21 protein-coding genes, 1 pseudogene and 1 riboswitch are annotated in these 22,919 nt (G+C 36.6%); of the genes and pseudogenes, 21 read left to right on the top strand and 1 reads right to left on the bottom strand.

Annotation, left to right across the window (positions count from 1 at the left end):
* Nucleotides 1-6: 6 nt before the first annotated feature.
* From MW695_RS03050 to MW695_RS02970, 17 genes are all read left to right on the top strand, one after another.
* Nucleotides 7-903, top strand: coding sequence for a glycosyltransferase family 2 protein (locus MW695_RS03050; RefSeq protein ID WP_247103235.1), 897 nt, complete (start codon nt 7-9; stop codon nt 901-903).
* 24 nt (nt 904-927) lie between these two features.
* Nucleotides 928-1,995, top strand: a complete 1,068-nt coding sequence (locus MW695_RS03045) for an EpsG family protein (protein ID WP_247103234.1) — start codon at nt 928-930, stop codon at nt 1,993-1,995.
* A gap of 159 nt (nt 1,996-2,154) precedes the next feature.
* The gene (locus MW695_RS03040) at nt 2,155-2,766 is read left to right on the top strand and encodes a sugar transferase (RefSeq protein ID WP_308446067.1); all 612 of its coding nucleotides are present in this window, start codon (nt 2,155-2,157) and stop codon (nt 2,764-2,766) included.
* Nucleotides 2,763-3,413, top strand: a complete 651-nt coding sequence (locus MW695_RS03035) for an acetyltransferase (RefSeq protein WP_247103232.1) — start codon at nt 2,763-2,765, stop codon at nt 3,411-3,413. The genes MW695_RS03040 and MW695_RS03035 overlap by 4 nt, the downstream gene beginning before the upstream one ends.
* A gap of 22 nt (nt 3,414-3,435) precedes the next feature.
* Nucleotides 3,436-4,560 (top strand): aminotransferase class I/II-fold pyridoxal phosphate-dependent enzyme, encoded by a 1,125-nt coding sequence (locus tag MW695_RS03030; RefSeq protein WP_247103720.1) that lies wholly within the window; start codon nt 3,436-3,438, stop codon nt 4,558-4,560.
* 17 nt (nt 4,561-4,577) lie between these two features.
* Entirely contained in the window at nt 4,578-5,717 is a 1,140-nt protein-coding gene (locus MW695_RS03025) for a glycosyltransferase family 1 protein (protein ID WP_247103229.1), read from the top strand.
* A complete protein-coding gene (locus MW695_RS22865) occupies nt 5,714-6,901 on the top strand; it encodes a glycosyltransferase (protein WP_247103226.1) in 1,188 nt (395 codons plus the stop codon). The genes MW695_RS03025 and MW695_RS22865 overlap by 4 nt, the downstream gene beginning before the upstream one ends.
* 12 nt (nt 6,902-6,913) lie before the next feature.
* Complete coding sequence (locus tag MW695_RS03015) at nt 6,914-7,972, top strand: glycosyltransferase family 2 protein (RefSeq protein WP_247103714.1); 1,059 nt, start codon at nt 6,914-6,916, stop codon at nt 7,970-7,972.
* Nucleotides 7,973-8,126: 154 nt separating this feature from the next.
* Entirely contained in the window at nt 8,127-9,671 is a 1,545-nt protein-coding gene (locus tag MW695_RS03010; protein WP_247103223.1) for a lipopolysaccharide biosynthesis protein, read from the top strand.
* 20 nt (nt 9,672-9,691) lie between these two features.
* A complete protein-coding gene (locus tag MW695_RS03005) occupies nt 9,692-11,749 on the top strand; it encodes a right-handed parallel beta-helix repeat-containing protein (RefSeq protein ID WP_247103222.1) in 2,058 nt (685 codons plus the stop codon).
* A 223-nt stretch (nt 11,750-11,972) separates the two neighbouring features.
* Nucleotides 11,973-13,880: an asparagine synthase-related protein gene (locus tag MW695_RS03000; RefSeq protein ID WP_247103221.1), complete on the top strand. Its 1,908-nt coding sequence runs from the start codon at nt 11,973-11,975 to the stop codon at nt 13,878-13,880.
* 14 nt (nt 13,881-13,894) lie between these two features.
* Nucleotides 13,895-14,008, top strand: coding sequence for a paeninodin family lasso peptide (locus tag MW695_RS02995; RefSeq protein ID WP_247103220.1), 114 nt, complete (start codon nt 13,895-13,897; stop codon nt 14,006-14,008).
* 61 nt (nt 14,009-14,069) lie between these two features.
* Nucleotides 14,070-15,020 (top strand): HPr kinase/phosphorylase, encoded by a 951-nt coding sequence (locus MW695_RS02990; RefSeq protein WP_247103216.1) that lies wholly within the window; start codon nt 14,070-14,072, stop codon nt 15,018-15,020.
* Entirely contained in the window at nt 14,995-15,297 is a 303-nt protein-coding gene (locus tag MW695_RS02985) for a lasso peptide biosynthesis PqqD family chaperone (protein WP_252120636.1), read from the top strand. Before MW695_RS02990 ends, MW695_RS02985 begins: the two co-directional genes overlap by 26 nt.
* A 20-nt stretch (nt 15,298-15,317) precedes the next feature.
* Nucleotides 15,318-15,788 (top strand): lasso peptide biosynthesis B2 protein, encoded by a 471-nt coding sequence (locus tag MW695_RS02980; protein ID WP_483299840.1) that lies wholly within the window; start codon nt 15,318-15,320, stop codon nt 15,786-15,788.
* On the top strand, nt 15,785-16,951 hold the full coding sequence (locus MW695_RS02975; RefSeq protein ID WP_247103212.1) for a nucleotidyltransferase domain-containing protein: 1,167 nt from the start codon (nt 15,785-15,787) through the stop codon (nt 16,949-16,951). The genes MW695_RS02980 and MW695_RS02975 overlap by 4 nt, the downstream gene beginning before the upstream one ends.
* Before the next feature lie 10 nt (nt 16,952-16,961).
* A complete protein-coding gene (locus MW695_RS02970) occupies nt 16,962-18,764 on the top strand; it encodes an ABC transporter ATP-binding protein (RefSeq protein ID WP_247103209.1) in 1,803 nt (600 codons plus the stop codon).
* 310 nt (nt 18,765-19,074) lie between these two features.
* Here the strand turns inward: MW695_RS02970 and MW695_RS02965 are convergent, their stop codons facing one another.
* A complete protein-coding gene (locus MW695_RS02965; protein WP_247103203.1) occupies nt 19,075-19,248 on the bottom strand; it encodes an anti-repressor SinI family protein in 174 nt (57 codons plus the stop codon).
* Nucleotides 19,249-19,266: 18 nt separating this feature from the next.
* A riboswitch (cyclic di-GMP riboswitch) is annotated at nt 19,267-19,350 on the bottom strand.
* Between the two features lie 301 nt (nt 19,351-19,651).
* Here MW695_RS02965 and MW695_RS23130 point away from each other — a divergent pair.
* The 4 genes and pseudogenes from MW695_RS23130 to MW695_RS02945 form a co-directional block, all read left to right on the top strand.
* Nucleotides 19,652-19,744: pseudogene (locus MW695_RS23130) on the top strand (manganese catalase family protein); the annotation flags it as partial.
* A gap of 167 nt (nt 19,745-19,911) precedes the next feature.
* Nucleotides 19,912-20,601 (top strand): DUF2225 domain-containing protein, encoded by a 690-nt coding sequence (locus tag MW695_RS02955; RefSeq protein ID WP_247103704.1) that lies wholly within the window; start codon nt 19,912-19,914, stop codon nt 20,599-20,601.
* Between the two features lie 58 nt (nt 20,602-20,659).
* Nucleotides 20,660-21,118: a chemotaxis protein CheX gene (locus MW695_RS02950; protein ID WP_247103201.1), complete on the top strand. Its 459-nt coding sequence runs from the start codon at nt 20,660-20,662 to the stop codon at nt 21,116-21,118.
* A 174-nt stretch (nt 21,119-21,292) separates the two neighbouring features.
* Nucleotides 21,293-22,798 carry a carbon-nitrogen hydrolase family protein gene (locus MW695_RS02945; RefSeq protein ID WP_252120640.1) on the top strand — a complete coding sequence of 502 codons (1,506 nt, stop codon included), beginning with the start codon at nt 21,293-21,295 and terminating at the stop codon, nt 22,796-22,798.
* Nucleotides 22,799-22,919: the final 121 nt, after the last annotated feature.

Here is a 22,919-nt window from a genome sequence, read left to right as displayed (position 1 = left end):
ATTCATATGGATGCTTTATTAACGGTTTTTACTCCAACATACAACCGTGCTTATATCCTGCACGAATGTTATGAAAGCTTAAAAAGACAGACCTCAGGTGAGTTTGTTTGGTTGATTATTGATGATGGTTCCACTGATGAAACAGCTGAGTTAGTGAGGGAGTGGATTCAGGAAGAAGCCATGACTATTTGCTATCATTATCAAGAAAACCAAGGCATGCATGGAGCTCATAATACAGCATATAAGCTTATTCAAACGGAGTTAAATGTTTGTTTAGATTCTGATGACTATTTTGCTGATGATGCTGTAGAAAAAATCACTTCATTTTGGAGACAATTCGGACATGGACATTATGCAGGAATCGTTGCATTAGATGCTTATCCATCAGGAGAAATTGTTGGCACAGCTCTCCCTCACTCAATGAAAGCAGCAACGCTATCCGATTTATACATGAGGTACAACGTGAAAGGTGATAAGAAGCTTATTTACCGTACAGAATTTACGAGTAAGACACCGCCGTATCCAATTTATGAAGGGGAAACATATTGTCCGCTTAGTTATAAATATATTTTAATTGACCAAATTTGCCCATTACTCATTATGGATGAAGTCGTTTGTTATGTTGAATATTTGAATGATGGTTCTAGCTTAAATATGGTGCAACAATACCGAAAGAATCCAAGAGGGTTTTCTTTTTTTCGGAAAGTAGCGATGAAATATGCACCAACATGGGATGAATGCTTAAGGGAAGCAATTCACTATGTGTCTAGTAATCTCTTTATTCGAAATCATCGCTTTTTAATTGAATCGCCATGCAAATGGACGACGTTATTTGCGATACCATTTGGTTTTATGCTTCATTTATACATTCGGTTCACTCGGAGGCAAACCGTAATGAAGTAATTAGACACGAAAGGAAATGATGATGTGACGGTTTTATATGCGAATGTGTTATTCGTATTTGTATTCTCCTTATTGGCACGTTATTTGGCTCGGCATGATTCATTGTCACCTGCAACAGTTAAGCCGAATAAATACTTTGCTGGATTAGCGGCATCATCACTTGTGCTCGTTGCTGGCTTAAGAAGCAACATTGGAGATACCTATTACTATATTCATTCGTATGTCACAAATGAATACACATGGGAAGAAATGGACTTTACTGGTGATTTCGGTTTTAACCTATTGCAAATGGTATTGCAGCAAATTTCTCGAGATCCACAGTTGCTCTTATTCATTACAGCTTTTTTGACGAATGTTCTTATTACAATGACTTTATATCACTACTCACGTTTATTTGAAATTAGTATGTATGTCTATATAACATTAGGTTTTTTCCTCGTTTCAATGAACGGGGTTAGACAATACCTGGCTGCTGCTATTTTGTTTGCTGCGACAACCTTTATCATCCAAGGAGCATGGAAGAGATATTTTGCAATTGTGCTTGTTGCTTCTACTTTTCATCAAACAGCAATTATTATGATACCCGTTTATTTTATTGTACGAAGTCCAGCATGGTCAAAAATGACGATTGTGTTGATCTTCGGCTCCGTTGCGTTAGTCATTGGCTTTAATCATTTTATGGATATTCTTTTCCGTGTGATTGAAGATACGCAATATGGTGGGTATGAGGATTTCCAAGAAGGAGGAGCGAATAGTTTACGAGTTCTTGTTGCAGCTGTCCCCATTTTATTAGCGTACATTGGACGTGAACGACTACAAGAACTGTTTCCGAAAAGTGATGTGATCGTTAATATGGCGCTCATTAGTTTATTGTTTATGCTAATTTCGACACAGAATTGGATTTTTGCTCGATTTTCAATTTATTTTGGTTTGTATCAGCTCATCCTTGTTTCATGGGTAGTTAAATTATTCGCCGAAAAGGATCAGCGTTTTATTTATTTTGGTATTGTCATTTGCTATTTTATTTACTTTATTTATGAGCATGTTGTTACGTTGGATATCATTTACCATAGTCCGTATTTACCATTTTAATGAAATTAGGGGATCGTATGAATAGTAAACAATTAGAAGAATTGTTAATGAAAATTTATGATATGGTGAACGACAAAATGTGAAAGTAAAGGAAGTAATGAAGACCACTGGTGAGCTGGGTCACGTTAGGTTGATCTCTGGAGAGGAGAAAGAATAATGATTAAGAGAATGTTAGATTTGGTAGTAGCAATCACGTTAGTAATCGCGCTTTTCCCAATGGGTGTGATCATAGCTTGTCTCATTAAATGGCAATTAGGTAACCCTATTTTTTTTATTCAGAAGCGTCCCGGCTTAAAAGGAGAGCCGTTTTATTTGTATAAATTTCGCACGATGAGTGAAGGAACGGATTCAGGTGGTGAGCTTTTGGAGGATGAAAAGCGATTAACGACATTTGGAAATATATTAAGAAAAACGAGCTTAGATGAACTACCTCAGCTTTGGAATGTAGTAAAAGGTGAATTGAGCCTTGTTGGACCGAGACCATTATTAATGGAGTATTTGCCATTGTATTCAGCTGAACAAATGAGAAGGCATGATGTAAAGCCAGGAATTACAGGTTGGGCACAAGTTAACGGACGTAATCAACTATCATGGGAGAAAAAGTTTGATTTCGATCTTTGGTATGTAGATCACGCTTCTTTCTGGTTAGACTTGAAAATAATAGGCATGACTTTACTGAAAGTGGTCAAGTGTGATGGGATTAATCAAGCTTCGAATTTACCAATGGAGAGATTTCAAGGAGTGAAATCGTCAAGTGGTGATGTTGGATGAAGTTGTTCATTGTCGGACATGGTGGACATAGTAAAGTTATTGCCGATGTGGCCATTCAAAATGGTTATGAGATCGTAGGTTACGTAGACGATAAGTACGAAATAGAAACAATAGAAAATGGGCTTATTCTTGGTCCAATTGCTTCTCTACATAAGTATCTTAAGACTGAAAAGGACACAAAGGTGGTCATTGCAATTGGTCATAATGCGCAAAGGCAAGTAATGATGGAAACATTAGCGTTGGATAAAAGTCGATATGCTACATTAATACATTCGAATTCTTGGATTAGTCCACAAAGTGAAGTGGGACATGGAAGTGTGGTCATGGCGAATGCGGTTATTCAAGCGGGATCTATTATTGGTGATCATGTGATTATTAATACGAATGCAGTTGTAGAACATGATAGCGCAATAGGTGATTTTGTTCATATTGCTCCTAGTGCAACATTAACAGGAATGACCACGATACGAACAGGAGTACAACTAGGGGCAAGTGCAACGGTACTACCTGGAAAGACGATCGGAGAGTGGGCCATCGTTGGAGCTAGTGCAACTGTTATACACGATATTCCGATGTACTGTACAGCTATAGGTGTTCCTGCGAAAATTAAGCAAAAGGAAGGCGATTCGATTGTCAAAAGATCATAGAATTTATCTATCTCCTCCTCATATGTCTGGTGAGGAATTAGCATACGTTCAAGATGCTCTGCAGTCCAACTGGATTGCTCCATTAGGCCCTCATGTTAATCATTTCGAAAAGGAAATTGCCGAATATGTAGGTGTAAAGGGAGCAGTTGCAGTTAGTTCAGGGACGGCAGCTATTCATTTAGCTCTTCATGTCTTAAATGTTACGGAAGGAGATCGAGTCTTTTGTTCAAGCTTAACGTTTGTGGCGAGCGCTAATCCTATTTTGTATCGGGGGGCGGAACCCGTCTTTATTGATGCAGATCCCGATACATGGAATATGTCAACGAGTGCGCTAGAAGCTGCATTGGCTGAAGCTGCTCAAGTAGGACGTTTACCGAGGGCAGTTATTGTCGTTCATTTATATGGACAAGTGGCGAACATGAGTGAAATTTGTTCTCTATGTGATCAGTATGGAGTTCCAGTCATAGAGGACGCTGCAGAGTCATTAGGATCAACTTACGAACAAAGGCATAGTGGCTCGATGGGGTTATTTGGTGTTTACTCATTTAACGGTAATAAAATTATTACAACATCTGGTGGTGGGATGCTCGTTTCGAATGATCAGAAGGCACTAGAAAAAGCTCTATACCTAGCAACACAAGCAAAAGATCCAACAGAGTATTATCAGCATCGAGAGCTTGGTTACAATTATCGAATGAGTAATTTGTTAGCTGCGGTCGGAAGGTCACAGCTTAAAGTGTTAAAAGAACGTGTTCATGCAAGAAGAGCAGTTTTTTTGCGTTATGTTGAACAGCTTGGTGATATACCTGGATTCATTTTTACGAAAGAGCTCGAAAATACTCGCTCGAATAGATGGCTAACGACGTTAAGAGTTGATAATTCGAAGATTGCTTATCGGGTTGATGATATTAGACGAACGCTAGTAGCACATAATATCGAAGCACGTCCTGTATGGAAGCCACTCCATCTACAGCCAATGTTTAACGGTGTGAAGTATTATCCTCACGAGAAAGGGATGGATGTTGCACAGCATTTGTTCCATACAGGTATTTGTTTACCATCTGGCTCGAACTTAAGACGTAAGGATCAAATGCGTATCATTCAATGCATTAAAGAGACGATTTCATTTGAGAAAATAGCTTTCTAAATTGAAAGGAGAAGAAAATGGGACAGTCAGATAAGCTTTCCGTTCTACATGTAGTTGGAGCGATGAATCATGGTGGGACGGAGAAGATGCTCATTGATTTATATCGAAATATGGACCTTCAACATATTCAGTTTGACTTTATTACATTTAGTGGTGATAAAGCATACTTTGATGATGAAATTAGACAGCTAGGAGGTCGTGTTATTCGTGTTGTCAATCATCTGTCAATTATCGAGATGAAGCATATTATGGAAATATATGGGCCGTATGATATTGTTCATGCCCATACATTATTTCATTGTGGCTTAGTACAAATAGCTGCTCGACTCGCAGGGGTTAAGGTGAGAATCTCACATGCTCATACAACTGATGATGATCAGGAGTCATTTATGCGAAGGTTGTATACAGCTGTTATGAAGCCGACGATTCAATTGTTTTCCACATATACGCTCGCTTGTAGTAAACAAGCAGGGCGTTTTTTATTTGGTGAACGCAGGTTAGGAAAAAGGAGTAACTATCAGATTTTCCCTAACGTTATTCATTACCAAGATTTTATGGAAGAGCCGGTAGAGGAAGTGCAAGTATTTAAAAAGCAACTTAGAATTGAACAGCGATTTGTCATTGGACATATAGGCCGATTTATTGAACCGAAAAATCATTCCTTTTTGCTTGATATATTAGCCATTTTACGACAGCGAAATATGGATGTGGTGTTGTTACTAGTTGGTGATGGGGTATTAAAAGAGGAAATTGAGGATAAGGCACAAAGGATCGGATTGGAAGAATATGTTCATTTTACTGGAATACGCGAAGATATTCCAACAATGCTTCATAGTATGGATCTATTTGTGTTTCCGTCCACGTATGAAGGGCTCGGAATAGTGCTATTAGAGGCACAAGCCGCTGGAAAGAAGTGTCTTGTTTCAGAAGCTATACAACCGGAGGCCGATCTACAGATTGGCCAAATGGAAAGATGTTCATTAGAATCTGGGGCCGAAGTATGGGCAGAAAAGATAATGGAAATGAAAAAGACGAAAACGCTTGACTTAAGTAGAATTGAACAAGCTTTTATTGAAAAAGAGTATACACTAGACACTGGTGTTGACCGATTGAAGAAGCTTTATATACAGGAAAACCAAAAGAAGGTGACCGTGTGAAGAAAGTCCTTATTTCTTCCTTTGATCTAGAAATTGGTGGGGTTGAAAGAAGTTTAATTAATTTACTACATGAATTGAATTATGAAAAGCTTCAAATAGACCTAATGCTCTACCGTCATCAGGGTGACTTCTTTCATTTATTACCTGCTTCTCCTCGTTTATTACCAGAACGATATGAGTATCGTTCCTTTCGTCAATCGATCGGGGAATTGTTAAAAAGTGGTCATTGGTTATTCGCATTAACAAGAATATTAGCAAAGGTAGAGGCGTCTACTTATCGATCTGTTGAAAGTGGTTATAAACAAATGCAATATATGTGGCGAAATGCGCGAGTATTATTGCCAAAATGTAAGGAGTCCTATGATGTAGCGGTTAGTTATTTATGGCCGCATGATTTTGTTGCATTCAAAGTGCAGGCGGATAAGAAGGTCGCTTGGGTTCATACAGATTTTGAAACCGTTGATACAGATGTTTCATGTGATTTAAATGTGTGGAAAAGATTTGATTTCATTATAGCGGTGTCCGAAGATTGCCGCTCTGCATTTATATCAAAGTATCCAACTTTGGCTACAAAGGTCCATGTATGTGAAAATATCGTATCAAAAAAAGTAATTACTGAGTTAGCGAAGGAAGCTATAAGCGGTGATATGATAAGGGACTCTCGCTTTAAAATGGTCACAGTAGCAAGACTGTCACATGCAAAGGGAATCGATCGCGCTATTAAGGTGTTAAGTGAGCTTCGTCATAAAGGGTATGATTTTGCTTGGTATGTTGTGGGCTACGGCGGTGATGAAGTTCAATTACATGAGCTAATTCAGCAATATCGTATGGAGGATTCCTTCTTTCTCATTGGAAAGAAACTAAATCCGTATCCTTATATAAAGGCAGCTGATCTGTATGTACAGCCATCACGATACGAAGGGAAAGCTGTTACGGTAACGGAAGCACAGATTCTCGGTAAGCCTGTTCTTATTACAAATTACCGTACAGCTAGAAGTCAAGTAAATGAAGGAGTAGATGGTATAATCTGTAACCAATCGGTTGAAGGAATAACGTTTGAAATTATTAAGCTATATGAAAATAGACGATTGATGCACTCACTCTCAGAAGCATGTTTGCAAAATCGTTATGATTATTCAGATGAAATGGACAAATTGTATAAACTCCTTGGAGTGGAGGTGTAGGCTTTGCAAGAAATGGAAGTTAGTATTATTATACCAATTTATCAATCAGAGCGTTATTTGCATAGATGTTTGACAAGTGTTGTGAATCAAACCTTTTCCAATTTTGAGCTTCTGCTCGTTAACGATGGGTCGACGGATGGCAGTAGTAGAATCATGAACGAATGGAGGAAAAAAGATGATCGAATTGTCGTTATAGAACAAGACAACGTAGGTGCATATGCTGCGAGAAATAAAGGGTTGCAGTTGGTGCGTTCCCCTTTCGTTATGTTTATTGATAGTGACGATTGGATTGAAGAAACGATGATTGAGGAACTTATTAGTCTGATGAAGGAGCATCAGGCTGATATCGTCCAATCCCATTTTTATTATGCAGATGATGAGAGACTTACCCTTGATCAACGGTATATAAATAAGCAAGAGGTTATGATCCTATCTAATGTAGAAGCTATGAAGGAGCTTGTCGTAAATGAACGGGTCAAAAATTTCACATGGGGAAAATTATTAAAAACATCACTCGCTAAAAAGGTGCCTTTTAAAGAAGGAGTGAAGTTTGAAGATGTCTTTTGGGCACATCAGCTCATGAAACACGTCGATCGTTTTGTTCTTAGCTCTAAGCCACTTTATTATTATTATCAACGTGAGGATAGTTTAGTCCATGCGTATACGTTGGAAAATCTGAATATGATTAATGGCTTAAAGGAAAGACAAGCTTTGTTAGAAAGGTATTACCCTACTCTTTTACCTGAATCATATAAGTTGATGCTTACAACGATATTTAGTCACTACAGGCTGTTGTATATTCATCGAAGAAGTCTCGATCCGAATGGGGTAGAACGAAAAAAGCTCTATACATTTGTTAAACAATCAAAACGGGAGATAGCGAATGCAGTGGGGGGAAACCGGGATTTACTCATTTCTTTCCATTTGTTTTGTGTACACCCATTTTTATTGTTTGCTTATTTATTATGTAAAAAAGGACTTCGAACCTTGCGTATTATCCGAGTACCGGAAAGTTTAAAAATTTTTCATTCTGTTAAGGAAAAAAACTATATTCCTAATGAAGAGAGATAATGGAAAAAGCCGTTGCTAGTCCAATCAAGGGTACTGAAAAAATGATTTTCCCTATTTCAGTAGCCTCAAAAGAAGTGAGGATGGGAAATGTGAAGGTTCAATTAAAGCTTAAACAAATACAAATAAAGCAAGGAGAAATAAGAAGGGCTTGTCGATGAGAACGACATATTCAATAAGGAATCTAACGATCATGCTTGTTTCACAAATCATCCTTGCTCTACTGGGTTTCTTCTCAAGGAAAGTATTTCTCGATACATTAGGAATTGAGTATTTAGGATTAAGTAGTCTGTTAACGAATGTTCTTGCGATGCTCGCTTTAGCTGAAAGTGGAATAGGTATGAGTATTATCTATCAATTATATAAGCCATTGGCTGTTGGGGATCATCGTAAAGTGATTGCGTTAATCCAATTGTATAAAAAGGCGTATCTTCTACTTGCTATTCTCGTCCTACTTTTAAGCTTAGCTTTACTACCGTTTTTACCGATGTTGATGAATGACACCGAACCGGTTCCCTATTTAACTGTAATCTTTCTACTATTTGTATCTAAAAATATGGTGTCCTATTTAAATGCCCATAAATGGTCTCTCATTCAAGCAGATCAACGTGGCTATGTGTTATTGAGAATTGATCTAATCTTTCAAATTATCACGACTGTTATAAAGGTATTTATTCTTATTTGGACGGCGAATTTCATTTTGTATATAGTCGTAGAACTTATAATGCTTATCATTCAGCAACTTGTAAATGGTTCTATTGTGGGAAAAAGGTATCCTTACATTCATACTAAGGAAAAGTATCCACTAGACTCTGAAACAAAAACAAATCTTATTCGAAATGTTAAGGCATTGCTGCTTCATAATATTGGAGGGTTTCTCGTTTTTGGAACCGATCATATTCTGATTTCTTCCTTTATTAGTGTAGCAACGGTTGGATTGTATTCGATTTATACATTAATTATTCAGCAAGTGACTGGACTTGCTAACAATATTATTCATAGTGTGAGTGCGAGTATTGGTAATTTAGTCGCGACAGAGAATTCAGAAAAAAATTATGTGATTTTTAAAACGATATTTCTAATTCTTTTCTTTATTTATTCGATTTCAGCTGTTTTGTTATTTAATATAATCGAGCCTTTTATTAGCTGGTGGGTAGGAGAAGAATATTTATTAGAAACGACCGTTTTAATTGTTATTTTACTTAATTTTTATTTAACTGGAATGAAAGCAGCGATCGCGATTTTTAAAAAAACAGCGGGGTTATTTGTTCAAGATCAATATGCTCCGATTATAGAAGGAGGGATTAATGTAATCATTTCACTCATATTGGTGCAATACATTGGGTTGATGGGGATTTTTATTGGAACGACATTTGCAACCCTTTTAACCGTATTTTGGACACAACCCGTTATCGTCTATAAACATGTGTTCAAACGTTCAGTGCTTTCTTATTTTATACGGTATAGCTGGTTTGGTTTATTGACGGTATTTATGTGTAGTCTAACGAACTTCGTTTGTCAATATTTCATTGTAGGATATGATCTTATGTCCCTAATAAGTAGGGCTTTGATCTGTCTGACGCTTTCTGTTTTCATGTATGGTCTATTATTTATTCGTACACCGGAAATGGCCATGCTGATTCAACTTTCGAAAAAAATAAGAGGGGGAAAAGCCTTATTCAATCAATCCAAATCAATGTAAAGCCGATTCTTGTCGCTGTTATGTTCATAGTGGTACTTATTAGTTGTGGCTGTATAAAAGAGGAGACGATTGAAGAGAACCATGAAGATATATACGTACTAGAATTAGATGTTTGGAATATTTATGATGATGGATCAAACCCAGAAGCAACGACTGTTGGAATAAATGAAGCTCTTAAGTGGGCTCAAGAACAAGGTTATTCAACAGTAAAAGTACCAAACGGTGTTTATACCATTCAGGCAAAAGAGCCCTACGATCCAGCAGGCAGAATTAATATGGTCAGTCATATGACACTATTGTTGGAGGATGAAGTTATTATTCAGAAAGAAGAAAATGGATTTGAAAGATATGAACTGTTATATATTGGTCCATTAGTTGAAAATGTCACCATTAAAGGTGGTACCTTTGTCGGTGAACGTGATAAGCATGACTATTCAAGTAAAGATCATGAGCATTCTGCAGGTACACATGAGAGTGGATACGGGATTTTAATGGAAGGTGCAAAGAATGTCACAGTTGCCAACGTGAAGGCAGAGCAATTCACGGGAGACGGTCTTGCTGTTGGCGGTAAAGCAACTATGATCGGACACTTTAAAGAAAGTGATTTTGAATTCGGTGCGTTCAATGAGCAGGGAGAAAAGGTAAAAGGTGAGGCTGAAATTAGAACGAAGAATTGGTTTAATTTAGATCATGAAATTCTAGACTCGGAAAGAACAATCCAGCTTGCACGTCCCGTAGGTCTATTAAATGATGAGGTAGCACACCTTTATTTTTACGATCAAGAAGGTGTGTTTCTATACAAGGAACGCAACCATGAACTTAATTGGAGCTTAACAAAAGTACCAGAGGAAGCCAATTATGTTCATATTGTCTTTGAACAAGAGGAGTTGTCAACATTTAGTGTAGAGCTGTATGTGAAAACCATTTCAGAAAATATTCGAATTTATGATTCCGAATTTGCTTATAATCGTCGCCAAGGGATTACAGTTGGAGGTGTTGATGGGATCGAGATTTATCAAAATATTCTTCACAATATGAACGGAATAGCTCCGCAATCTGGTATAGACGTGGAAGCAGGTTTCTTTCCAAATCATGATGTCGTTATAAGGGAGAATGACTTTCATAGTAATGCTGGTTATGATTTAATTTTGTTTGATGGCCGTAACGCTGTCGTTGAACATAATTATTTTGGTTCGACTGGGGCAATTGGTCTGGCTATTTCACCGCCTTTTTCAGAGGCAGTGATACAAAAGAATGTGTTTGATGGATCAAGTCTTCATGCCAGTCATTATGCCGATTTTTATCAAAATCGAATGTACAATTCAATGGCACTTTTCACGGGGCCAGAGATTTTGATTGATGGTTTTGAATTAGAGAATTCTCAGCTTGTGTTTAATAGTTATACTCCTTATGGGATTAAGGGAAAGAATATTAAAATGAAACATGAGCAAGATGGACAAGGGTTAGTTATAAATGGAGAACCGATCCATTTACAAGATGTGACAATAATAGGTGAAGGTGAATTAAGGAATATGAGTGGAAATGTCCGTGATGGTAGTATATTCGAACGGTTATCAGTCATTGGTTACAATGGGTATTATGGGATTGATTTACCACGTGGGAAGTATGTAGACTGTCAATTAGAAGCAGGGACTAGTGGAGATGGTGAAATTCATATTAACCTTAATGGATACTATCATTTTGAACATTGCTCCATAACAACGAATGGTAGAGCGATTGTAATTGACCATCCTCAGTCTGAGGTGAGGATTCACAATACGGATCTATTCATCAAAGGGAATGGTGAAGCCATTAAGGTACACGCTACTAATAAAATATCAGTACAAAATAATCAAATAGAGGCTAACGCGTTAACGAGAGAGGTCAGTTTAATTGAAATTCTTCCACCAAGTGATGTGAGTGAAACAGATGTGCTTTTAATAGGAAATCAATTGATTTCAAATATGAATACTCCAGGAATTGATATAAGTAGGCAAGCGTTTAAAGGCCAGTCGGTTGAGATTTCTAATAATCAATATACAAATACGTATTTGTATATTAGAGAGAGTCACGAATGAATTTTTAATGGAATTTGGCCTTTCGTATATAAGAAGATTAACTTAGACAGAAAAAGTAAGAAATAATAGAAAAGACTATTGACAGCAAATAGAAAGAATGATAAATTCTTTATAAAGAACAAAAGAAATAAATTTATACCTGTAAAAAGAACGTTTAGGTATAAATTTTTTAGGGAAATTCGTTCTTTATTTAGAACAGAAGGGTGAAAGGTAAGGGGGTAATATGAGTGCTATTGCAGCTATATTTGATTGTTATCAAGATCCTATAAGTGATGAGGAACAGCATCAGTTGCTTCATAAAATACCCTATCGTGCCGATACCGTTCATGTTTGGTCAAAACAAGGAATTTTTCTTAGCTGTCACAATCAATGGATCACTCAAGAATCAGTTGACAACGTAATACCTTACTTTGATACTGATCGTCAATTAGCGATTACGGCAGATGCGATCGTTGATAATCGTGATGAATTGTGTGATAAGTTAGCCATTGCCAATAAAGATCGAGATCATCTAAGCGATTCTATTTTAATCCTATTGGCTTATGAGAAATGGGGAGAAAAGGTTGTATCACAGATTGTTGGTGATTTTGCTTTCCTTATATGGGATGGTCGAAAAAACGAGTTGTTTGGTGCAAGGGATTTTTCCGGGGCACGAACGCTTTATTATTACCGTGAAGGAAACAAAATTACCTTTTGTTCAGCATTGAAGCCTCTCATTACACAACAATCTACTAAGAAACGCTTAAATGATAAGTGGCTAGCAGAATTCCTTGCACTATCTACGACACTGGATTCAACTGATCTACATGAAACGGTTTATAACGGAATTATGCAAGTACCACCATCGCATACGATTACTGTTAATGAAGCAGGCGTTTCATTTACACGTTTTTCTGTATTACCAAACGAGGGAAAGTTGAAGCTACAATCAAATGAAGAATATATAGAAGCGTTTCAAGATGTTTTTGATCAAGCGATTAAGTCACGCCTTAGAACAACCAAACAAGTAGGTGCGCATTTAAGTGGGGGGTTAGATTCAAGTGCGGTTGCCAGCTTTGCTGCTAAAAACTTAAAAAATAAAAATCAACTGCTACATACTTATAGTTATGCACCTGCTCCTAACTACCAACCTGACCTTCCTGAGAGTCTAGTAGCTGATGAAACGAAAATGGTTTATGACATTGTTCGGTTTTCTGGGAATATGAAGCCGAATTTTTTAAGAGATGAATGGATGAATTCGTACACTGAATTAGATGACTGCTTAGAGACACTAGAAATGCCTTATAAATATCATTTAAATGCCCATTGGTTACACGGTATTTATAAAATAGCAAGCTCGCAAAATGTTAATGTCATGTTAAATGGATTACGTGGGAATTGGACGATTTCATTTGGGGATGCATTAGAATATCAAATGGCTCTTTTCAAAAACTTAAAATGGCTCTTGATGATGAGGGAAATTCACCAATATAGTCGAAGGGTAGGTATTCGGCGTCTAGCAACTTTAGGAGAATTAAAGCACAAATGGCAATCTAGAGGGCGAACCACGTCATTAATAGATGAAAATCTTGTTCATCCACAGTTGGCCAAAGAGACAAATGTGTTTGAAAAGCTAACGCATTTCCAAAAGCAATTTAATAGAAACCGTACAGCAGAGCAGCTTCGACAATTTCATTTTGATCAGCTTTCATTCTGGAATCGAACGAACACATTTTCAGCTAAAGTATCGCTACGGTATCAGATAGCAGATCGTGATCCTACGAATGATTTAAGAGTTGTTCGCTTTTGTCTCTCTCTTCCATATGATCAGTTTATTCAGAAGGGGGTAGACAGAGCATTAGTAAGAAGAGCAACAAAAGGATATTTACCTGAATCAATCCGTTTAAATCAAACGATTAGAGGTGTTCAAGGGAATGATAGCGTTTTTCGTTTAAGACGGCATTGGCAAGCATTTATAGCTGATTTAAAAGCAATGGTCAATGATTCTATTTCACAATCTGTCTTTCATATTCCTGCTTTAAAAGAAGCGATTAAAAAGCTTGAAAATAATGACAATAACATAATTACAGATGAATACGACTTACTAATGAAAGCATATATTGTTTATCGATTTATATGTAAAACGACTTGAAAGGAGGTGAGAATATGAAAAAGGTATGGCAAGAGCCTACATTGGAAGTGCTAGAAGTAGCAATGACAATGAGTGGAAAAGGGAAAAGACCAGGTAAGAAAAATGATGGTGTAGAGGACTGCTCATAATTTTATACTTAATGGAGGTCAGCAACTCGTTGACCTCCACCATCAAATTATAGGAGGTATTATGTACAATCAACCAAAAGAGAATTACTATGCATTTGCATTTGGTTTACAAATAGAAAGTGAGTGGCCGTTGCCTGAGCTTATTCATGCCGAGGAGGCCAAAAAAGCTGATGTAACAATTAAAGTCAGTGATTTAACAAATGAGTGGGAGAGACATGAAAAGGAATGTAATCTCGTCATTACAAAAGGAATTGTTATGTTTAAGATTGATCATACAGCCACGTATTTAGTTAAAGGAGGGCATACAATTGTCGTGTCTCCAGAAGTTATGGCTGATGAACGTAAAGTGCGTTTGTTTCTTTTGGGGACATGTATGGGAATTATCTTGATGCAAAGAAATATCCTCCCACTACATGGTAGTGCTATTTTGATAAATGGTCAGGTTTACGCAATTGTGGGTGATTCGGGAGCTGGGAAGTCGACTTTGGCATCGGCACTCATTAAACAAGGCTACCGGTTATTAAGTGATGATGTCATAGCTGTTTCTTTGGATGAAGACAATGTCCCAATTGTATCACCAGCATACCCACAACAGAAGCTTTGGCAGAAAAGCCTTGATTATTTTGGTGAGAAATCAGACCGTTATTCTTCTATTTTTGCAAAAGAGACAAAATATGCTGTCCCTGTACATGAATATTTCCATACAGAACCACAAAGCCTTGCAGGTGTATTTGAATTAACACTGAAAAAGAATGGTAAAGTGAGGCTTTCTGAAGTAGAAAGCTTAGACCGCTTTCGTCTATTAGGGGAACATACGTACCGTCAATATTTACTTGAACCATTAGGGTTATTAGAGTGGCATTTTACGATGATAAGTAGACTTCTAAGGAATGCTCGTGTATTTCGAATAGAGAGACCAGAAAATGAGTTCACTGCACCTATAATAATGAAAGAAATGGAACGTATGATAGTGAAGGAGGATTGCTATGAAAGCGAAAAGCGTTTTGTCTAATGAAGATCAGGTTGTGCAAGCAAAAGGAAACGTCGTAAGTGATATGGATGGTGAAAAGGTGATGTTAAATATAGCTAAGGGGAAGTATTATAATTTAGGATCAGTTGGTGGAGATATATGGGAATTAATTGAATCACCAACGACTATTGGACAGGTCGTCATGAAGCTACATGAACAATATGACGTAACAGAAGAACTATGTGAAAGGCACGTCATTCAGTTTATTGAAAAACTATTGAAAGAAGATTTAATTGTCCTTCATTCTAAAGGGGTGTAAGAAAGAAAGGGGAGAGTAAATTGTTCCAGGCATTAAACACCTTTATGAAACTGGACTTTCATAGGAAGCTGCTATTCATTGAAGCTTTTACCTTCTTAGCTATTGCACGTACCTTAAAGCTCTTTCCCTTTGCGACGGTTTCTAAATGGTTAGGAGAACAACATGCTGAGTCTGCCTTTTGTCACTCTAAAGAGACGAATCAATTAGTTGATGATATCGCATTAGCTATTGAAGTGATGAGTCGTTATACATTTTGGGAAAGTAAATGTCTCGTTCAAGCGATAGCAGCGATGAAAATGTTAGAGCGGCGTCGTGTTTCGAGTACTCTGTATTTAGGAGTTATGAAAGAAAAACAAGGGCAAATGGCTGCACATGCATGGCTTCGTAGTGGCTCTTACTATGTATCTGGAGCTGATGAAATGGAGAGATATACAGTTGTTCAAACCTTTTCTAAGCAAATAATAGCAAAAGAGAGTAGGAGAGGAGTATGAGAAGCGAGTATCGGTTAGAAGAAAAATTATCGTTAGAATGTAGGTATTTGTTGAAATGTGTGAGGAATCAAATGGATATTGATATGGTACATACGAAAAAAAAACAATGGAATTGGGATCGGTTTTTGAACTATGCGATTCATCATCGTTTATACCCCGTGCTATATCCTATTATTAAGCGTAGTAATGTCGATTTTCCGAAAACAATTATGGCAGCTTTAGAAGAAAGGTATCAAGCGAATACGTTTAAAATGTTGTACTTCACATCAGAAATGGAAAGATTGAGTGTTCGATTTTTTGAGCAAAAGTTACATGTTCTTTTTTTAAAAGGCCCTATACTAGCCGAATTATATGGTGATCTATCTCTTAGGACATCTTCAGATCTAGATGCATTAGTACCAATTAATGAATTATCTAAAATGGATCAGCTTCTTAAAGAGGAGGGATTTATTAGGGAGGAACCACTGCCGACCATTTTAAATGATTGGAAATGGCGACAGCACCACACTGTATACAAGCATGAGGAAAGTGGTATGAAATTTGAAGTTCATTGGAGGTTACATCCCGGTCCTGGAACGGAAATAAGCTTCAATACACTTTGGGCAAATAAAAGGCTACATAGCCAGTTAAATGGGCATGTATATTGTTTAGGGTATGAAGATTTATTTGTGTTTCTTATTATACATGGTGCAAGACATGGCTGGTTTCGGCTACGCTGGTTGTTAGATATTCATCACATGTTACATATGGATCTTAATTGGGAGTTAGTGTGTGCTCATATTAAGCAATACTATCATCCTGCAGTTGCAGGTCAGGCACTATTTTTAACTTCTGAAATGTTTCGTACAAAGATTCCTGAGAAGCTCACTCATTTGATGAATAGAAAAGCAGAAAGACTTTCAAGGACAGCTCTCTACTATTTAGAGGATTTAGTTGATCCCCATAGTGAACCGCTACCACGCGATATCTCTGTATACAATCGTCGTTACTTATTTTCCTTAATGTCGTTTAAGAAAAAGTGTGTCGTAATGATGGGTTATCTATACCCTTACCCAGAAGATGCTCGAACGTTAAAGCTTCCAAGGAAATTACATTATTTATATTTTCTATTGCGTCCATTTCTATGGGTATGGAGGAAAACACGAAGAGTAGCGAGTATTTAAGGGGGAAAAAATGAACTCCATCATATATTTTGTGAAACAGATCCATTCTTATAGTGGTAAAGGGCTCTATGTCAACTTAATGGCGATGTCATGTATAAGCCTATTAGAGGGTATTGGCATTCTATTATTAATTCCAATGATTAGTATGAGTGGAATTTTACCTTTACAAGGCGAGATTGCAAGAATTGCTTTTTTATTTGAACCATTTGAACAAATACCGTCATCGATCGGACTTCCAATCATTTTACTTCTTTTTGTTATGATTGTCATAGCTCAAAATGTTTTACAACGTTACATAACGGTTAAGAATACTGAAATCACAAACGGTTTTTATCGATATTTACGATTTGAAACGTATCGTTTAATTCTTCAAGCGAAATGGGCATTTTTTGTAAAAAAAAGAAAATCTGATTTAATAAATATACTTACAAATGAAATTACGAAAGTTGGAGCAGGAACATTTACCTTTTTACAATTTGTCTCGTCTTTTATTTTTACGCTGATTCAAATTAGTATTGCTTTTTGGTTATCACCTACTATTACGGGGTTTGTACTCTTAAGTGGATTACTACTGTTGTTTTTTTCTCGTAAGTTTTTATCGAATTCAATGAGATTAGGAAGTCGTAATCATGAATTAAGTAAGGCGTATTTAGCTGGTGTAACAGATCAAATAAATGGAATTAAAGATATTAAAAGTAACACACTAGAGCTAAATCGATTAAGTTGGTATGATTCGGTTACAAAGAAGATGAAAGAAGAGCAGGTTAACTATACGAAATTACAAGCTACATCTCAAATGTATTATAAAATCGCATCTGCCTGCTTAATGGCTGTGTTTATTTTTTTTTCGATTAACTTGTTTCATTCACAAGGAGGACAATTATTACTTGTTATTGTGATTTTCTCTAGACTGTGGCCTCGTGTTACAGATATTCAAGCATCTCTGGAGCAAATTGCTAATACGGTACCTGCGTTTGAAGTCGTGAAAGCCATTCAACATGAGTGTGAAGAATTGAAGGAGTTTCACAAGTTTGATAAAGGAACTCGGCTTAATGTTCATAATCATATTGAGTGTAAAAATGTGTATTTTTCATATAATGATGAAGGAGAAAGTGAATCGAATACATACGCACTTCATAACATTTCTGTAGTAATACCCGCTAACAAAATGACAGCTGTCGTTGGTCGTTCTGGAGCAGGTAAAAGCACCTTGATTGATCTGTTTATGGGCTTAAATAAACCACAAAAGGGGCAGGTTTTGGTAGATGGATTACCATTAACGGAAAAACGATTAATGGATTTACGACAATCGATTAGTTATGTACCACAAGAACCTTTTTTGTTTAATGAAACGATCCGGGAGAATTTAATGCTAGTAGCTCCACATGCTACTGAACAAGAGATGTGGGAAGCGTTAGAGTTTTCAATGGCAGCTGATTTCGTCAAAATGTTACCAAACCAATTAGATACGATAATTGGTGATCGTGGGATGAAGCTATCAGGAGGGGAAAGGCAACGTTTAGTCTTAGCTCGCGCGATTTTAAGAAAGCCTACTATTCTCATTTTGGATGAAGCAACAAGTGCCTTAGATTCAGAGAATGAGAAGAAGATTCAAGAGGCATTACGTCATTTACAAGGAAGTATGACGATTATTGTTATTGCTCATCGTTTATCAACGATACGTGATGCGGATCAAGTGATTGTACTAGAACATGGCCATATCATACAGTCAGGTGAGTATGCTAAATTGGCAGAAGAAGAAAAAGGAGTATTTAGACATCTATTACAAAACCAAAAGCAAGCGATTCCTTAATAATATAGTTGAGGCCACTTTAAAAGTACAAATCAACATTTTCAGTACCTTTGAATTGACTAGCAATGGCTTCACTCATATCAATCTATTCAAAACAGACAATGGTTTTGCACATTGCTTAAAGGGGACAGGAAAAGTTAGAAACCAAACTTTTTAAATGACCTCATAGTTCGGATGGAGGGCGTCCTCCGTTCGGGCTTTTTTGTATTGAAGTAGAAAAGGCTCATAGTGAAAAAATATGAATGGATGGAGGAAGTAAAACAGCGGTGAGTTTGACAAAGCCTCCGGAGGAGACTTTGTCTCTAGCGAGTTAAGCTAATGAGTTTGATTGTTGTATCATTTGTACGGTTAGAGAATGTTTGCTGCCTTGTTTAAGAAATAAGCGAACTTCTTCGGGGGATAACCCTATTTCCTTTGCCTCTTTCATTAATTGTTCCCACTCTTGATCAATTTCCTTAATATTCTCCAGGGGTAATACAAACATCAAGATTCCTCCATCTTTATCGGTAGCCCAGCCGTCATAGTTTGGTTCCGTAGACCTGTGGCTTTGCGTCCTTGCCTTTCAACAAGTTTGCCTTTTCTTAATTTCTGTTTTTTTAAAGGGGCATGAATTCAAGAAATGAACGGTAATTGATCGTACTATTATAATATCATAATTCGAATGTCATTTAGAGTATTTTTATTCCAATTATTCCGACATTGATCAACAAAATCAAAAATAATCATTATTGGTCAAATATAGAGTTATTAGACAAACTTCGTCAATCATACGTCATACAGTAAGTGACTTTGTATAGATGGATAGGGATAGTTTAATTTTGCTTATTGAGTTCCTAAGCCAGATCATCCAGACGTTAATGGCGGGAAATTTGGGAGCTGTCGACATAAAAAATTACATGTATCAAACATTTAATTTTCGAAATAAGAAAAAGTTTAAGCCGTTTTATGATTTAGTTGCTAGTATTACTGCTGAAGAATTTATTGCATAATTTTTTCTTGGAATGTGGTGCTAGAATACATAAGATGAGAGTTTACGAAGGACAGATTATTTAGGTATAAGAAAAATTCCATTTCCCTCTAGTATAATAGGTACTTTTGAACTAAAATAAAAGAAAGACAAATAGACTAGGTGATAAAATTGAATGAAATGCTGACACCGTTATATGATAAAGAGAGTGTTTGTCAAATATGTGCTCATAAACACTCGACTAAACGAGTGCGCACTCGTTTTTTGAAAGTAGAAAACATTCATACTGATTTTTTTACTGAGTATAAAGACTCTAGTATTCATCCTTTACTATATGAGGCTATCGTATGTCCTAATTGTGGATTTGCCTTTATGGATACATTTTCTTCTAGCATTAATAGTGATTCTCTAAATGTCATTAAAGAACAGTTAAGAGGTTGGTCAGTACAAGATTTTGGACAAGAACGACATGTGGTAGATGCTATTAAAGCTACAAAATTGGCAGTTATTAGTGGGATGGTAAAGAAGGAAAAAACAATTGTTATGGCAAGTTTATGTTTAAGATTAGGGTGGCTTTGTCGAATGAGAAAAGATGAACAAGAAGAAAGGCGTTTTTTGTTGAAGGCGTTAGAAAAGTACAAAGCGTCTTATTTGGAAGCTGATTACGATGGTACAACGATGACAGATATTAAGATGTTATACATGATTGGAGAAATTGCTAGAAGAGTTGAACATACAGAAGATGCATTGAAATATTTAGCAAAGGTTGTTGAACATAAAAATAAACACGAAGAGAAAAAAATAGTAGAAATGGCACGTGAACAATGGTATGCTATTCGTGAAAACGACAAGGAACGACAACTTTCATAATAATTATCTGTCACTATTCGACATGTGTGTTGTCGTGGTGCTTTTGGGGGAATGTTACGTGAATGTTAATCATGTTAATGCAATAAGTAGAGCGACGAAAGAGATATTAACAAATCACTTTGGCTTAGAGATTAATCAAGAAAGACCAAGTGCAGGTACTGGATCAATTCCATCAAACAATGTGGCTGTAATACTAGGAATAAAAGGGGAACTTACAGGTCAAATTATTGTAACGTTTTCAGGAGAAACAGCAAAGAAAATAGTAGGTACGATGATGGGTGGTATGGAAATCCAAGAACTTGATGACATGGGTTGGAGTGCTGTTCAAGAATTTGGTAATTGGGTAGCAGGGACAACTGCTACCGAACTTTCAAAGGAAGCCTGTACAATTGATGTAACAACGCCGATAGTCAATGAAGGAGATTCTAGATTTCATTCTAAATTACCATTTGTTACAATTCCATTCACTACTAGTATTGGAGCAATTAAAGTGCATATCGCTGTTAAGGAAGAGTAATAAAACCGCCTATAAGGTGGTTTTTTTTATAAATCAGAATTTATCGCAGAAGTAAATGTACAATATGTATGTTATTATGAGGAATATTTCTTATAATAAATAGGTAGTTGATGAATGTTGTAATAAGGGAGTGACATCGTGTCCAAAATTGATGTATCTAAATATGAAAAGAAAATGATTCTTCGTAATATACGTGAAGGTGATTTTTTAGAAATAATCGAAATGCAAAAATTGTGCTTTCGTAATATGGAGCCATGGAAAATAGAACATTTGCAGAGCCATTTAGAGCACTTTCCTGAAGGGCAATTTTGTGTTGAATATGATGGCATTATTATTGGTTCATGCTCAAGCTTAATTATTAACTTTGATGAGTATGATGACCAACACACGTGGAATGAGATTACTGACAAAGGATACATTACAAATCATGATCCTGAAGGCTATAATTTATATGGTATTGAAGTAATGGTCCATCCTGATTACCGTCGAATGAAAATAGGTAGGAGGTTGTACGAGGCTCGAAAAGATTTGGCGAGAGAATTAAATTTAAAAAGTATCATTATTGGGGGGCGTATACCGAATTATTACAAGTACGCTAAAGAATTAACGCCTAGACAGTATGTGGAAGAAGTGATGATGCATAACATTTATGACCCTGTTTTGACGTTCCAGGTGATGAACGGTTTTACGTTAAAGCGGGTAAATCCAAATTATTTACATGACGATAAAGCATCCCTTCGTTATGCGACATTAATGGAATGGAATAATATTGATTATCGTGCGACGATGCTTAAACGTCAATTTAAGACATCCTTTCCAGTACGAATTACAACGATTCAATATGAAATGAAAAAAATATCATCATTTGAAGACTTCGCTATTCAATGTGAGTACTATACAGATGTTGCGGCAAGCTTTCAGTCTGATTTTGCTGTATTTCCTGAAATTTTCACATTACAGCTATTGTCCTTTCTACCTGAAAAAAGTCCGAGCTTGGCAATTCGTCGCTTAACTGAATTTACTGAAGATTATTTAGACTTGTTTACGAATTTAGCTGTTAAATACAATGTAAATATTATTGGTGGTTCACACTTTGTTGAAGAAGAAGGGAAAATCTTCAATATTTCATATCTGTTTAGAAGAGATGGGACGATTGAAAAGCAATACAAGCTTCACATTACTCCGAACGAAAAGCGTTTTTGGGGTATTTCAGGTGGAGACAAGGTAAATGTCTTTGATACAGATTGTGGAAAAATAGCGATACAAATTTGTTATGATATTGAGTTTCCGGAACTTGGGCGTATTGCAGTAGATCGAGGAGCAAACATCATTTTCACACCATTTTGTACGGATGATCGTCAAGGGTACTTACGCGTTCGGTACTGTTCACAAGCGCGTGCGATTGAAAATCAAGTATATACCGTTTTGTCCGGGACAGTGGGCAACTTAACTGATGTAGAAAATATGGATATTCAATATGCACAATCAGGGATCTTTAGCCCATCTGATTTTGCATTTGCTCGTGACGGAATTGTCGGGGAGTGCCAGCCGAATATTGAAACGGTTGTTGTAGGTGATGTTGATTTAGAAATATTAAGAAGAAATCGCCGAGCCGGTAGTGTGAGACAATTGAAAGATCGTAGACATGATATATTTTCGATTGAATACCGTCAGAAATAACGATTTAATTAATTTCTTATACCGATAAAAAAGCAGATTAATAAAAAGGGAAAAGTATAAAGTGTTTTTAAAAGGCGCATTTCTATATTCTTTTTGTTTAAGTTTTCTTCTTGCTGGAAAT

Origin of the sequence: Halalkalibacter sp. APA_J-10(15) (assembly GCF_023017105.1) — a bacterium.
GTDB lineage: Bacteria > Bacillota > Bacilli > Bacillales > Bacillaceae_D > Halalkalibacter.
Note: the sequence above shows the minus strand (reverse complement) of the source record. Positions and strands in the feature narration are given on the sequence as shown.

Excerpts from the sequence above, each read along its gene's own strand:
- MW695_RS03050 (WP_247103235.1), top strand. The coding sequence starts at position 7 with ATGGATGCTTTATTAACGGTTTTTACTCCAACATACAACCGTGCTTAT.
- MW695_RS03035 (WP_247103232.1), top strand. The coding sequence starts at position 2,763 with ATGAAGTTGTTCATTGTCGGACATGGTGGACATAGTAAAGTTATTGCC.
- MW695_RS03030 (WP_247103720.1), top strand. The coding sequence starts at position 3,436 with ATGTCTGGTGAGGAATTAGCATACGTTCAAGATGCTCTGCAGTCCAAC.
- MW695_RS03025 (WP_247103229.1), top strand. The coding sequence starts at position 4,578 with ATGGGACAGTCAGATAAGCTTTCCGTTCTACATGTAGTTGGAGCGATG.
- MW695_RS03015 (WP_247103714.1), top strand. The coding sequence starts at position 6,914 with ATGGAAGTTAGTATTATTATACCAATTTATCAATCAGAGCGTTATTTG.
- MW695_RS03010 (WP_247103223.1), top strand. The coding sequence starts at position 8,127 with ATGAGAACGACATATTCAATAAGGAATCTAACGATCATGCTTGTTTCA.
- MW695_RS03005 (WP_247103222.1), top strand. The coding sequence starts at position 9,692 with ATGTTCATAGTGGTACTTATTAGTTGTGGCTGTATAAAAGAGGAGACG.
- MW695_RS03000 (WP_247103221.1), top strand. The coding sequence starts at position 11,973 with ATGAGTGCTATTGCAGCTATATTTGATTGTTATCAAGATCCTATAAGT.
- MW695_RS02995 (WP_247103220.1), top strand. The coding sequence starts at position 13,895 with ATGAAAAAGGTATGGCAAGAGCCTACATTGGAAGTGCTAGAAGTAGCA.
- MW695_RS02990 (WP_247103216.1), top strand. The coding sequence starts at position 14,070 with ATGTACAATCAACCAAAAGAGAATTACTATGCATTTGCATTTGGTTTA.
- MW695_RS02985 (WP_252120636.1), top strand. The coding sequence starts at position 14,995 with ATGAAAGCGAAAAGCGTTTTGTCTAATGAAGATCAGGTTGTGCAAGCA.
- MW695_RS02975 (WP_247103212.1), top strand. The coding sequence starts at position 15,785 with ATGAGAAGCGAGTATCGGTTAGAAGAAAAATTATCGTTAGAATGTAGG.
- MW695_RS02970 (WP_247103209.1), top strand. The coding sequence starts at position 16,962 with ATGAACTCCATCATATATTTTGTGAAACAGATCCATTCTTATAGTGGT.
- MW695_RS02965 (WP_247103203.1), bottom strand. The coding sequence starts at position 19,248 with ATGTTTGTATTACCCCTGGAGAATATTAAGGAAATTGATCAAGAGTGG.
- MW695_RS02955 (WP_247103704.1), top strand. The coding sequence starts at position 19,912 with ATGCTGACACCGTTATATGATAAAGAGAGTGTTTGTCAAATATGTGCT.
- MW695_RS02945 (WP_252120640.1), top strand. The coding sequence starts at position 21,293 with ATGATTCTTCGTAATATACGTGAAGGTGATTTTTTAGAAATAATCGAA.